We start from the raw sequence: 12,791 nt of genomic DNA, 5'->3' as shown, positions 1-12,791 counted from the left end.
GACAGCGGCAGAGTCGCGTGCCAGACTTGGATCAGGTTGAGAACCCAGCCGACCCCGGTCGCTGCGCTCCCTGGACCGACCGGAACTTCGTCTTGACGGAGGTTCGATGGCTGTCGTGACCCGTCGCCGCCACGGCGCCCTGCGCTGGTATCGCGGAACCACCCGAACCAGCATGGTGCAGCGATTACGTCGGCGCGGCGAACTCGGCTGCTGGGTGATGTTCGCCGGTCCCGAACTGGACGCCGCCCACGCGCCGGGGTTGCGCGCGCTGCTCGAACGGTCCCTACGTTCGGGGGCCAAGGCGATGGTGCTCGACCTGCGCGGCACCGAGTTCCTGAGCATCCGCGTCGCCGCCTCGCTCGTCGCGGCCAAGCGGGAAGCCGCGCGCCACGACATCGACCTGCGGCTGGTCACCGGCCGACCTGAAGTGGACCGGGCACTCGACCTGGTCGGGGTGCGCCCGCTGTTCCGGTACTACACCTCGATCGAGGCCGCCTCCGCGTCGACCCGCTGACCGAGCGGCGCGAGCAGCGAGGACTGTTCCCTGGTCCAGTGGTCGAGCACATACGCGCTGAACCGGTCCTCGAGCAGATTCGTCACCTGGATCCCGAAGACGATCTCGCGCGCCGCGTCCGGCTCGGCCGCCAGCAGCTCGTCGATCACCTCCCGGCGCATCACCTGCTCGTGCACGGCGTCGGCCTCTACGTGCTCGGTGTAGAAGCGCTCGACGGCGGGATGGGGGAGCAACTCGCGGGCGAGCTCGGCCAGCCGCCGCGACGCCGGGGACGAGGTGATCTCCACCGACGCGAAATGCCCGACCGAAGCGGCCCGCAACCCCCGATGCAGGCCCAGCAGCGACATCATGTCGACCAGGGCCAGCATCGGCGCGGGAACGCTGTCGAGGTAGTACAGGTAGCCGGGATCGAGATCGGCGCCCGCCAGTAACTCGGCGTAGAGCTGGGCGTGCACCCGGTCGCCACGGCCGCCACCGAATTCGTCGAACTCGACCGCCACCAGCGCCGCCTTGGGCTGTCCACGCAACCGGGGGATCACCCAGGCGTACGGATCGGCCTCGATGTGGTGGTAGATCGAGCGGTGCGCGAAGTATTCGCGCAACTGGTCGGCGGTGCCGCGCTCGGCCAGGAACGCGGCGATCCCCGTGGCCTCACCCGCCGGTTCCAGCAGCGGTGCCAGCTCGCCCTCGACATCGTCGCCGCCGTCGACATCGTCGCGCAACGCGGCGAGGAACTGCTGTTCGACCGCCGCGCGCACACCGAGCAGCCCCGAGTCCCACTCCCAGCCGTCGTCCACCTCGGCGAAGCCCTGATAGTGCAGCTCATAGCAGGTGTGCAGGGCGAGCAGCAGATCCTCGCCGTAGGGATCGAGTTCGCCGACCGAGGGCGGCGCGGAACCCGGTGCGCGGGTGAGCAGGTCGACGAGGCCCGCGGACAGCTCACCACGCGGGGTCGGCAGCGCGCGCCCCGGCGCCGGGGTGGTCATCGCGCCTCGTCGGGGCGTGCGCCGCGCTGCCTGCGGCGGTGACTGGTGTCGCACAGGGGATAGATCGAAGAGCGGCGGCACAGGCACAGGGCGACCCGGAAGCGGTCGCAGTGGATCACCTCGCCGTCGGCGGTCACCAGGTCGACGGGACCATCGATCAGGGCCGGTCCGCCGTCGACGAGCACGACACGGCGCGGTTCAGTGCCGTTCGCCGACGACGGGAGACGCTGTGCGGTCAACGCGGATCACCACCAATTCCTCCTCGTCCTGACCGGGCCGGATATGGCCGCGGTCGGCCAGCCATCGCGCCCGCGACCGCATGACCGGCCCGAACGGCACCGTCCCCCCGTCGACCACCTGCGCCTCGACGCCACGCTCCCGCAACTGGCACAGACTGCGGTCGGCGTCGTTGATCGCCGAGTGCACGATCAGGCCGCAGCCGTGGTCGGTGAGCAGATCGGGCAGCGTGTGGCACAGCCGGTCGAGCACGCTGCGCCCGTCCGGACCGGCGTCCCAGGCCAGCGCCGCGCCCTGCCCGCTGGCCGTGGCGGCGGGCACGTAGGGCGGGTTGGCCACCACCAGGTCGAAGCGCGGCAGCCGCAGCGCGGCACTGAAATCGCCGTGCAGCACCTCCACCGCGACCCCGCGCAGGCGGCAGTTCAGCCAGGTCGACACGAGCGCGGGCCAGGACAGGTCGATGGCGGTCAGGCTGCCCGCGCCCGCCGCCGCGGCGGCGAGGGTCGCCACCCCGGTGCCCGCGCAGGCGTCGAGCACCCGTGCGCCGGAGATCCGGGGCAGATCGTGCAGCGCGCGACACAGCAGCCAACTGTCGGCCTGGGGGCGGTACACACCGGGAGCTCTGAGCAGACGCATGGCAGTGTCCTGTCATCCGGGCGGGCGAGGAAGTGGTGCTGGAGACCGATTGCCCCCACTGCGCGGGTGTAATCAGCGCGCCCGGTTTCGGTCGGGACACCGGGGTATTTACCCGGGCACAGCGTCGGACCTCGGGTGAAGGAGCGGGTCGGTGGGCGAACACGCACTCACGGTCGGTGTCGAAGAGGAATTCCTGCTGACCGACCCCGTGACCGGGGCACCGGCCCCCAAGAACACCGAGGTGGCCGCCGCGGCCCGCGAGGCCGGGATCGACCTGCAACTCGAACTCACCAGCTGCCAGGTCGAAACCAGCAGTGACGTGCACTCCGACCTCGGTGAACTGCTCGCCCAACTGCGGTTGTCCCGGCGCCGGGTGGCCCAGTGCGCGATCGACCACGGCGTGCACCTGCTCGCGGTGGCCGTGCCACCTACGGTGCCCGAGGGCTACCCGGTGACCGACACCGACCGCTACCAGCGCATCGCGCACACCTTCGGGATGATCGCGCACGAACAGGGCCTGTGCGGGTGCCACGTGCACGTCGGCGTCCCGGACCGCGAGACCGCGGTGCTGGTGGGCAATCACGTCCGGCCCTGGCTGCCGGTGCTGCTGGCCGTCACCGCCAATTCCGCGATCTACCGGGGCAGCGAGACCGGGTACGCGAGCTGGCGCAGCATCCTGTGGCGGCGCTGGCCGAGCGCGGGCCCGCCGCCGTACTTCGCCTCGCTGGCGGACTACGAGTCGATCGTGGCCATGATGCGCGCGGGCGGCAGCATTCTCGACAACAAGATGGTCTATTGGGATGTGCGGCCCTCGGAGTCGTTCCCCACCGTGGAGATCCGGGTCAGCGACGTTCCCGCCACCGCCGCGGAATCCGCGCTGCTGGCGGCCCTGATCAGGGGAATCGTCGGCGTCGCGTTGCGTGCGATCGAACGCGGAGACACCGGCCCCGCCGTGTCCGGGGAGCTGCTGCGGGCAGCGTACTGGAATGCCGCGCGCTTCGGGCTCGACGGCAACGGGCTCGATCTGGCCGACGGCCGGGTGGTCCCGCAGGAGAACCTGCTGGCCCAGCTCGTCGCCCACATCGAGCCCGTGCTGCGCGAATGCGGCGATCACACCTTCGTCACCGAGGCGATCGCCGCGCTGCTCGCGCGGGGCAACGGTGCGCGCAGGCAGGTGCGGGCGCTGCGTGAACGCGACGAGGTCGCCGATGTGGTGGCCGAACTGGCCAGGGCGACCCTGGAGGGGTGAACGGGCTCAGTGCCCGCGCTGATCGGTCAGGTCCAGCCCCTCGGCCGCCTTGACCCGCCGATGCTCGGCGACCACGATGACGGTGCCGCCGACCAGGCAGAGCGCGCACAGCACGCCCGCGATGGCGGCCCAGCCCGCGAAGCCGTAGCCCGCCGCGGTGAGGGTGAGCCCGACCAGCACCAGTCCGAGGCCGATCAGGATCAGGCCGGGCCAGTTGCGGGTGTCCTCGATGGATTCGCCCGCGTGTGAGCGCGTGGTGCGCTCGTCGTCGGGGAAATCGTGCGGATGCGGATATTCCGGAGTGCTCATCGCAGGGTCCTTTCCGGATCGGATACGTCGGTCAGCGGTCGGGGGAACGCCCGCGTTCGTGCAGCGGCCAGATCAGCCAGGTGCCGAGGAACAGCGCGGTGAACACGATGCCCGCGACGATGGCGGCGATGGTGCCCGCCACGATGCCGAACAGCAGCACCGCGACGCCGACCAGCGCGACCCCCAGCAGGATCACCCCGCCGATCGCGACGCGGTGGGTGGAGGCCACCAGCCAGGCGATGCGGTGCCGCCGGAACAACAGTCGGTGTGCCGCCACCGGAGCCACCAGCAGCACGGTCGCCCCGATGGACGCGGCGACCACCACCAGATAGAGCACCTTGATCGGCACCGTGGTGGTGGCGAATTGCGGCTGGAAGGGCAGCACCATCAGGAAACCGGTGAGCAGCTGGACGCCGGTCTGGACGACGCGCAACTCCTGCAGCAGCGAGGCCCAGTTGCGGTCGAGCCGCTGGGTCTCGGTCTCGCCCCGAGCATCGAGGTTCCAGGACGAGTCGTCCATCAGGTGTCCTCCTGCCCACTGCCCGACGCCCCGGCAACCGGGCCGCCTCACCGGGCGATACCCGCTCGGCGCGGCGTCAATCGGGCGGCGGCCGCCGGGGGCCGCCCAGCGGGACGGCCCCCGGCGTCTGCGGTCAGTCGCGGAAGGCGTCCTTGACCTTCTCGCCCGCGTTCTTCAGATCCGATTTGGTCTGATCGACGCGGCCTTCCTGCTCCAGGTCCCGGTCGTCGGTGGCCTTACCCGTCGCTTCCTTGGCCTTGCCTGCCAGTTCCTCGGCCTTGTTCTTCGCCTTGTCAGCCAAGCTCATCGTGGCAATTCCTTTCAGACAGTTCGCTCGACCATCTCGTGGCCGTTGGGCCGTCCTGGGGACCCATTCAGGGCGATACCCGGGTCCGCATATCGCAAACAGCCGGACCCGCGCGGGCGGTCCTGGCGGTGCCGCGCGCGGTTTCCCCGCATGATGGTGGGATGGCCGAGCAGGTGAGCGCATGCGCGCGGTGCTGATACTGATCGTCGTGCTGGCGGTGGCGCTGGTCGTGGGGGACCGGGTGGCGGTGGTGGTGGCGCAGAACGAGATCGGCAGGCGGGTCGCCGCGGCCTACGATCTGCCCCGGGCCCCGGGGGTGTCGATCGGCGGTTTCCCGTTCCTGACCCAGGCTCTCGACGGGCACTACCCCGAGATCGACATCCGGGTCGGCGACTGGACCGGCGAGGACATCACCGTCCACGACCTCGATGTCCGGCTCACCGACGTGGCGGCACCGCTGTCGGACCTGCTCGACCGCCGCACCGAGAACCTGATCGCCGCCACCGCGACGGCCACGGCCGTGGTGCCCTACGACAGCGTGCGAGGCTTCGCGCCCGAGGGCGTGGAATCGGTGGCTCCGGGCCCCGACGGACTCCGGGTCACCGGGACCTTCCCCGTGCAGGGCCTGTCGATCCCCGCGATCGTGGTGGTCACCGTCGCCCCGGCCGAGGACGGCATCGAGGTCACCCCGGTCTCGGCCCAGTCCACAGTGGGCGGTCCGACGATCCCGCTGAGCTTGCTGCGCAGCGTGCTGACCTTCACCGTGCCGCTGCGGCAACTGCCGCTGGGCGCGCGCCTCACCGATATCCAGCCGGGTGCCGACGGCCTGCACGTCACCGCCACCGCCCACGACGTCCCCTTCGCCGACGCACCCTGACCCCGGCCGATCACCCGAACCGGGTGATCCGCGCGCTGCCGGGATCGGGTTTGCTGGAGGGAGACGCACCGAGCGGACGGAGGCACGGGGATGACGGCGCAGCTGAGTTCCTGGACCGAGAGCGACACGCGCGCCGCCGTCGAGGAGTTCGTCGATCGGGTGACCGACCGTGACGGCTCCGGCTACGTCCCGCCCGAGGCGCGGGTGGCGGTCTTCGACAACGACGGCACCCTGTGGTGCGAGAAACCGATGCAACCCCAGCTCGACTTCACCCTCGCGCGCTTGCGCGAAATGGCCCAGCACGACGCGTCGTTGCGGACCCGTCAGCCCTGGCAGGCGGCGTATGAGGGCGACCCGACCTGGCTCAACGAGGCGCTGATCAAGCACTATCGCGGCGACGGCACCGACCTGGCGGTGCTGATGGACGGGGTGAGTCGCGCCTTCGGTGACATCAGCGTGGAGGAATACCAGCAGCGCGTCAGCGGATTCTTCCGGACCACCGAGCATCCCAGCCTGGCCCGCCCCTACCGCGCGTGCGGTTTCGCGCCGATGGCCGAGCTCCTGCGGTTCCTCGCCGCGCACGGCTTCACCAACTACATCGCCTCCGGCGGCGATCGCGACTTCATGCGCCCGGTCGCCGACACCCTCTACGGCGTACCGCCCGAGCGGATCATCGGCAGTTCCCTCGGCCTCACCTACCGCTCGGACTCGGGCCGTTCGGAACTGCTCTACAAGTCGGCGATGGAGTTCTTCGACGACGGACCGGAGAAGCCGGTGCGCATCTGGAGCCGCATCGGCAGGCGCCCGATCCTGTCGGTCGGCAACTCCAACGGGGATGTCCCCATGATGGTGTTCTCCGAGATCACCGGCTCCCCGGCCCTGCGCCTGCTCGTCCACCACGACGACGCCGACCGCGAATTCGCCTACGAGGCCGGTGCCGAGGACGCGCTCGCGCACGCCGAGCGCGCGGGCTGGACCACGGTGAGCATGCGCCGCGACTGGACCGTGGTCTTCGACGACGGCCCGGTCGCGTGAGCGTGCCTCACTCCCTGGCGAGCATCGCCTCGGCTTCCCGCTCGAGATCGACATAGGGCTCCCCGCTGACATCCACCGCGACCCGGTGCAGGGTCCCGCCGGTGAACGCCCACGGTGCCTGCCCCGGATACAGGTCGGTGACCGGATCGCCGCCGTCGCGCCCGGCGTTGAGGCCCTCCCCGGCCAGGGTGAACTTGCCCGGCTGGGTCTTGATGCGTCCCTCGCCGACCTTGTGGTCACCGTGGAACAGGCTCAGGATGCCGGTGGCCACGCCCGGGGAGTCCTCCCCGTCCTTGTCGAACGACGCGGCCAGGATGACATTCTCGCCGGTCGGCAGCTCCTCGGTGGCCGTGACCAGCTGATGACTCGAGCCGAGGAAGTTGTAGACGTAGTGCAGCCGGTTGTCGCGCACGAACAGCGCGTGCCCACCGAAACGGCCACCGTGCGAGAACAACACACCCTGCGCGCCGGGCGCGGGCAGATCGACCAGAGCGCCGATCGAGTAGGACCGGTTGCGGATGTTCACCGCCACCGACTCGGGCACCTCCGAGCCGCCGGGGTGATAGACGTAGCGATGGCGTGGCGCGGTCGGCTGCGGGCGTGGCGTGGACAGGATCTCGAGCGCGGAGCGATCGTCGAGCGGGAACGCCTGATTGACGCCCGCCTCGTAGAACCACAGGCCCATCAGTTCGGCGAGGCGCTCGGGTTCGCGTTCGGCGAGGTCGACGAGCTCGGCCCGGTCCACGTCGGTGTGGTACAGCTCCCAGGTGTCGCGCCCGAAATCGCTCCAGCCGCTGATGGCCGGATGGGTGGTGACCGCCTTCCAGCCGTCGTGCCAGATGCCCCGGGTGCCCAGCATCGAATAGAACTGGGTGCGTTTGGCGGAGGCGACATCCGGGGCGTCGAAGCTGTAGCGCATGCTCACACCCTGCAGCGGGGTCTGGGTGTGTCCCTTGACCGTCTCGGGCAGCTCGAGGCCGAGGCAGTCCAGTACGGTGGCGACGATGTCGACCGCGTGGTGGTATTGCGGGCGCACCTCACCGCGCGAGGCGATCCCGGCGGGCCAGGAGATCACGCACGGATCGCAGGTACCGCCGTTGAACGAGTACCGCTTCCACATCTTGAACGGGGTGTTGAAGGCCATCGCCCACCCGTTCGGATAGTGGTTGTAGGTGCGCACGCCGCCGATCTCGTCGATCATGGCCAGGTTCTCGGCGATGTCGTCGGCGACATTGTTGAAGAATTTGTTCTCGTTGATCGAACCGTCCGGGCCGCCCTCGCCGGAGGCGCCGTTGTCGGAGACCACGACGAAGATCGTGTTGTCGAGCTGCCCGATGCCGTCGAGATAGTCGAGCAGCCTGCCGAGTTGGTCGTCGAAGTGCGCGACGAAACCGGCGTAGGCCTCGGCCATCCGGGCGAACAGGCGCTGTTCGTCGACGCTGAGTTCGGCCCACGGCCGGGTGCGGTCCAGGGCGGGGAACGGTTCGCCGTCGGGCCCGCTGCGGGTCTCGGGGGTGCCGATCGGATTGATCGGCGGCAGTTCGGTGTTCGGCGGCACCAGGCCGAGTTCGATCTGGCGCGCGAGGATCCGCTCGCGCATCACCTCGTAGCCGTCGTCGAACCGGCCGCGATAACGCTCGATCCACTCCGGCGGCGCCTGGTGGGGCGCGTGCGCGCAGCCCGGCGCGTAGTAGAGGAAGACCGGCCGCTCGGGGACGATCGCCTTGACGTCGTCGAAGTATTGGATCGCCTTGTCGGTGATGTCGACACTGAAGTGATAGCCCTGCTCGGGTGTCGAGGGCGGCTCGACCGGATGGTTGTCGTGGATGAGGTCCGGATACCACTGGCTGGTCTCGGCGCCGAGGAACCCGTAGAACCGCTCGAAGCCACGGCCCAGCGGCCAGTTCCGGCGCGTGGCCGCCAGATGCGACTCGTCCTCCGGGCACAGATGCCACTTGCCGACCATGGCGGTGCTGTAGCCGTGCTCGAGCAGGATCTCCGGCAGCGTGGCGCAGGCGGCGGGGATGTGGCCGTTGGCATTGGGGAAGCCGACCGCCGCCTCGCTGATGCACGCCATGCCGTTGGTGGTGTGGTTGCGGCCGGTCAGCAGGGCCGAGCGGGTGGGCGAACACAGTGCGGTGGTGTGCCATTGGCTGTAGCGCAGACCGGATTCGGCCAGCCGGTCGATGTTCGGGGTGTCGATGGGTCCGCCGTAGCAGCTCAGCGCACCGAACCCGACGTCGTCGAGCACAACGTAGACGACATTCGGCGCACCCTCCGGCGCGGTGGGCGCCGCGTAGGGCGCCCAGTCGGGCACCGAATCACGGATGTCGAGATTGATCACGCCACGGAACGTCCCAGCCACGGTTGCCCGCCTTTCGCTGTCTCGCTCTGTCGTTCGAGGAGAACGCAGGTCGTGCCCGTACATGCTAAGTCGCCTCGGCCCGGCCGAACAGCGGTGCCGCGACGTTCGTGCACCTGATCGAGACCTTGCACCAGGGATTTTCGGGCGCTCGCCCGGTCTCTCACCGGAGCACGCACCGGAATCCGAGGTGACACGTCGCGGTGTCGGCGGACTGGCCCTGTCGGGCTGCCGGTCGATAGCGGAAGCAATAGTTCGGCGCGCACAGATGCGAGCCGCCCTTGGTGACCCGTCGCCGGAACGGCTCCGGAACGTCGGCGTCCTGCGCGTCCGCGGTGTCGACGCGCGGATTGCGGGGAGCGCAGCAGGCGCGCGGGGCGGGGTCGGTGTGGCGGTCGCGGTAGTGGTCGCTGGTCCACTCCCAGACATTGCCGACCACGTCGTAGAGCCCGTACCCGTTGGGCGGATAGCTGCGCACCGGCGTAGTGCCGGGCGTCGCGTCGACCTTGCCCGAGGGCAGGTGCTGCCAGGGGAATTCGCCGTGCCAGGTATTGGCCATGCGACGCCGCTTCGGCAGGAACTCGTCACCCCACGGGAAGACCGCGGCCTCGAGTCCGCCGCGCGCCGCGAACTCCCACTCGGCCTCGGTCGGCAGATCCTTGCCCGCCCAGGCGGCGTAGGCGAGGGCATCGGCGTAGGCCACCTGGGTGACCGGATGCTGCTGACGCCCGTCCAGGGTGCTGTCCGGGCCGTTCGGATGACGCCAGTTCGCGCCGGGCAGATAGCTCCACCACTGCCGCCAGTCGTCCAGGTCGACCGGGCCTTTCGTCTGCCGGAACACCAGCGCGCCCGGCACGAGCGCGGCCGGGTCGGCCTCGGGGAAGTCCGCCGGATCGATCGGCCGCTCGGCCGAGGTGACATGACCGGTCGCCTTCACGAAGCGGCGGAACTCGGCCACGGTCACCGGGTGATCGTCGATCCAGAAACCGTCCACGGCCACCGGATGCGGCGGCGCCTCCTCGGGATAGAACTCCGACGAACCCATCAGGAAGGTCCCACCCGGGATCCACGCCATCCCGCGCGGCGCTGGACACACTGTCATGACTCGACTGTGCCGGGTGGGCGGCCGGGAGCGTGCGGGACACGCCAGCGCGCCTCGCGCGGGTCAGCGCGGGGCGATCCGGAACAGGCCGCTCATGGTGCCCTGGTAGAGCGTCCGGTCCGGGGTGATGGTGCCCACCATCTGCAGGGTGTTGTGGATCGCGGTCGCGCCGATCGGCCGCTCGGTGTCGAGGCGTCCGGTGGCGGCGTCGATGACGGTGTAGTGGAAGCTGTCGGTCACCCCGGCGCTGCCGGTCGGGATCACGGTGTGCCGGGTGACGGTGTAGATCTTGCCGTCGGCCACCGACAGTCGCGGAACCGCCGCCGAGAGCGCCGAATTGGTCCACACCACCCGGCACCCGGCGCCTTCGACGTCCACCCGGACCATCCCGCCGGTGAACGCCGCGCTCGCCGGTTCGCTCGGCCCGGCGCCCTCGGGCACGGCCGGATACGGGTAGCCGTAGGTGCTGGCCACGAACAGGCTGTTGCCCGACCCGATCGGGGAGTTCTCGGTGCCGTCGACCGCCGGGACCGAGCACACCCGATCCCCGGTGGCGGTGTCGAAGACGAGCAGGTTCTCCTTGGGCACCGCGTTGTCGGTGATCGCCAGATACTCGGTGCCACTGCCCGGCCCGAAGAACGTCGGCGTGGCACCGGTGCCCCAGGACAGCTGTCCTGGCTTGCGGGCGGGGCCGCGATCGTAGACCTGCCGCCAGCGGACACGCGGTGCCCCGGCCGCGTCCACGTCGACCAGGTACAGCGCGTGCGTGGTGGCGATCGCGACACCCTCGGGCGCGGCGGAGATGCTGTTGGCGACCTTCTCGCCCGGACCCAGCACGATCGAGCGGACGGCACCGGTGGCCGGATCGGCGAACCCGGCCGCGGCATTGTCGGTGGCGAACCAGACCCGACCGTCGAAATCGGGCATCACCGAACTCACCGCGTCGCAGTCCCCGCCGCCGCAGTGTCCGGTGACCGCGGCGGAGATCTCGGTGCTCGAGTCCACGAACACCGTCCAGCCGTCACCGTCGCGACGGTGCCCGACGCGCAGCAGCTTGCCGCTGCCGTCGACGGTGACCATCCGGTCGTCGCTGTCGAGGTAGGCGTACACGCCACCGAGCAGGCTGCCCTTGGCCAGATCCAGCGAGGCCAGCGGCTGCCCGCTGTGCGGATCAAGCAGGAAGACCGTGGGTGCCCGGTCGACGATCTTCGTGCACAGCGCCTGCGGCATCCCGTCCGCGCCCTGCAGAATCGTCGGGCACGCCGCGGCGAGCTCACGGAACCGGCTGTCGATGTCGCCGGTGCCGGGCCCGGCGAACGGGGTGGCGTCGGAGGACTCGGCATCGCCGTGCATGGTCGCGGTACCGAGGGGCCCGAGGTGCGGATTCGCCGGGGGCAGGGTGCCGAAACCCGCTGTCGCGGTGCCGGTGGACACCGTCAGCAGCGCGGCCGTCGCGATCGCGGCGATCGTGGCCGTGCGGCCCAGTCTGTCGAACACGGGCGACTCCCTGACTCTCGGCACCGAATATTCGAACCCAGCGGAACGAATATTCGCATGGCAGTCGAGAGTAGAAGCGCCCGCGTCCGATGGCAACCCGTGCGGGGACTACCGCACCGCGATCGCGGGCACCTGCTCGGCGGTACGTGGTGGGGGCGGCGGGGTGCCGTCGCCGAAGGGCCTGCCGCCGAGTTCGGCGCGGTGGTGCGGGGTCAGCCAGTTCGCCAGATCCGGCCCCGCCGGGATGATTCCGGTGGGATTGATGTCGCGGTGCACCACGTAGTAGTGCTCCTTGATCTGCCCGAAGTCGACGGTGTCGCCGAAGCCGGGCGTCTGGAACAGGTCCCTGGCGTAGGCCCACAGCACCGGCATCTCGGTGAGTTTGGCGCGGTTGCACTTGAAGTGGCCGTGGTAGACGGGATCGAAGCGGACCAGCGTGGTGAACAGCCGCACGTCGGCCTCGGTGATGGTGTCGCCGACCAGATAGCGCTGCGTGCGCAACCGCTCGGAGAGTCGGTCCAGCGCGGCGAACAGACGCGCGTAGGCGATGTCGTAGGCGTCCTGGGCCCCGGCGAATCCACAGCGGTAGACGCCGTTGTTGACGTCGCGGAAGACCTCGCGGTTGATCTCGTCGATCTGCTCGCGCAGCACCTCCGGATACAGCTGGGGTGCGCCCGCCCGGTGATGCGCGGTCCACTCGGTGGAGAAGTCGAGGGTGATCTGGGCGTAGTCGTTGGTGACCACCTGCCCGGTCGGGATGTCGACGATCGCGGGCACGGTGATCCCGCGCGGATAGTCCGGGTACCGGGCCAGATAGGCGTCGCGCAGGTAGTGGATGCCCAGTACCGGGTCCACCTCGCCGGGATCGAGATCGAAGGTCCAGCTGAGTTTGTCGTGGGTGGGCCCGCACAGCCCCAGCGACAGCACGGGTTCGAGGCCGAGTAGCCGCCGCACGATCAGCGTGCGATTGGCCCACGGGCAGGCCCGCGCCGCCACGAGCCGATAGCGCCCGGACTCGACCGGATAGCCGTCGCGGCCGTCGGCGGTGATGCGCGTGGTGATGTAGTTGGTGTCGCGGCGGAACTCACCGGCTTCGACGTAGGTCCCCGCATCCGTTTCGCTCACCGCTCCAGTCTCGCAGACATCACCGCCGCCAGACC

14 protein-coding genes are annotated in these 12,791 nt (G+C 70.1%); 4 read left to right on the top strand and 10 right to left on the bottom strand.

What is annotated here, in order from left to right; translation table 11 throughout:
• Positions 1-106: 106 nt before the first annotated feature.
• On the top strand, positions 107-514 hold the full coding sequence (locus QC180_RS10600; RefSeq protein ID WP_278262476.1) for an STAS domain-containing protein: 408 nt from the start codon (positions 107-109) through the stop codon (positions 512-514).
• On the opposite strand, the gene QC180_RS10595 is transcribed toward QC180_RS10600, so the two are convergent.
• The 3 genes from QC180_RS10595 to QC180_RS10585 are packed head-to-tail and all read right to left on the bottom strand — an operon-like array spanning position 475 to position 2,373.
• The gene (locus QC180_RS10595; RefSeq protein ID WP_278262475.1) at positions 475-1,500 is read right to left on the bottom strand and encodes an iron-containing redox enzyme family protein; all 1,026 of its coding nucleotides are present in this window, start codon (positions 1,498-1,500) and stop codon (positions 475-477) included. The genes QC180_RS10600 and QC180_RS10595 overlap by 40 nt on opposite strands.
• Positions 1,497-1,739, bottom strand: coding sequence for a CDGSH iron-sulfur domain-containing protein (locus QC180_RS10590; protein ID WP_278262474.1), 243 nt, complete (start codon positions 1,737-1,739; stop codon positions 1,497-1,499). The genes QC180_RS10595 and QC180_RS10590 overlap by 4 nt, the downstream gene beginning before the upstream one ends.
• Positions 1,699-2,373, bottom strand: coding sequence for a HemK2/MTQ2 family protein methyltransferase (locus QC180_RS10585; protein WP_278262473.1), 675 nt, complete (start codon positions 2,371-2,373; stop codon positions 1,699-1,701). Before QC180_RS10585 ends, QC180_RS10590 begins: the two co-directional genes overlap by 41 nt.
• 151 nt (positions 2,374-2,524) lie before the next feature.
• Between QC180_RS10585 and QC180_RS10580 the strand changes: the two genes are divergently transcribed.
• Positions 2,525-3,622, top strand: coding sequence for a glutamate--cysteine ligase 2 (locus QC180_RS10580; protein ID WP_278262472.1), 1,098 nt, complete (start codon positions 2,525-2,527; stop codon positions 3,620-3,622).
• A 6-nt stretch (positions 3,623-3,628) separates the two neighbouring features.
• On the opposite strand, the gene QC180_RS10575 is transcribed toward QC180_RS10580, so the two are convergent.
• The 3 genes from QC180_RS10575 to QC180_RS10565 form a co-directional block, all read right to left on the bottom strand.
• The gene (locus QC180_RS10575; RefSeq protein ID WP_278262471.1) at positions 3,629-3,931 is read right to left on the bottom strand and encodes a hypothetical protein; all 303 of its coding nucleotides are present in this window, start codon (positions 3,929-3,931) and stop codon (positions 3,629-3,631) included.
• Positions 3,932-3,962: 31 nt separating this feature from the next.
• Positions 3,963-4,451: a DUF6328 family protein gene (locus QC180_RS10570; RefSeq protein ID WP_278262470.1), complete on the bottom strand. Its 489-nt coding sequence runs from the start codon at positions 4,449-4,451 to the stop codon at positions 3,963-3,965.
• A 133-nt stretch (positions 4,452-4,584) separates the two neighbouring features.
• Positions 4,585-4,758: a CsbD family protein gene (locus QC180_RS10565; protein ID WP_278262469.1), complete on the bottom strand. Its 174-nt coding sequence runs from the start codon at positions 4,756-4,758 to the stop codon at positions 4,585-4,587.
• A 181-nt stretch (positions 4,759-4,939) separates the two neighbouring features.
• Here QC180_RS10565 and QC180_RS10560 point away from each other — a divergent pair, with 181 nt between their 5' ends.
• Both QC180_RS10560 and QC180_RS10555 read left to right on the top strand, forming a co-directional pair.
• A complete protein-coding gene (locus tag QC180_RS10560; RefSeq protein WP_278262468.1) occupies positions 4,940-5,635 on the top strand; it encodes an LmeA family phospholipid-binding protein in 696 nt (231 codons plus the stop codon).
• Positions 5,636-5,725: 90 nt separating this feature from the next.
• Complete coding sequence (locus QC180_RS10555) at positions 5,726-6,670, top strand: HAD family hydrolase (RefSeq protein WP_278262467.1); 945 nt, start codon at positions 5,726-5,728, stop codon at positions 6,668-6,670.
• 7 nt (positions 6,671-6,677) lie between these two features.
• On the opposite strand, the gene QC180_RS10550 is transcribed toward QC180_RS10555, so the two are convergent.
• The 4 genes from QC180_RS10550 to QC180_RS10535 form a co-directional block, all read right to left on the bottom strand.
• Positions 6,678-9,035 (bottom strand): arylsulfatase, encoded by a 2,358-nt coding sequence (locus tag QC180_RS10550; RefSeq protein WP_278262466.1) that lies wholly within the window; start codon positions 9,033-9,035, stop codon positions 6,678-6,680.
• 160 nt (positions 9,036-9,195) lie between these two features.
• Positions 9,196-10,107, bottom strand: coding sequence for a formylglycine-generating enzyme family protein (locus QC180_RS10545; RefSeq protein ID WP_278262582.1), 912 nt, complete (start codon positions 10,105-10,107; stop codon positions 9,196-9,198).
• A 90-nt stretch (positions 10,108-10,197) separates the two neighbouring features.
• Positions 10,198-11,631 carry a hypothetical protein gene (locus QC180_RS10540; protein ID WP_278262465.1) on the bottom strand — a complete coding sequence of 478 codons (1,434 nt, stop codon included), beginning with the start codon at positions 11,629-11,631 and terminating at the stop codon, positions 10,198-10,200.
• A gap of 108 nt (positions 11,632-11,739) precedes the next feature.
• On the bottom strand, positions 11,740-12,756 hold the full coding sequence (locus tag QC180_RS10535) for a glutathione S-transferase family protein (RefSeq protein WP_278262464.1): 1,017 nt from the start codon (positions 12,754-12,756) through the stop codon (positions 11,740-11,742).
• Positions 12,757-12,791 lie beyond the last annotated feature (35 nt).

Source organism: Nocardia anocheti (assembly GCF_029675105.1).
Lineage (GTDB): Bacteria > Actinomycetota > Actinomycetes > Mycobacteriales > Mycobacteriaceae > Nocardia.
Note: the sequence above shows the minus strand (reverse complement) of the source record. Positions and strands in the feature narration are given on the sequence as shown.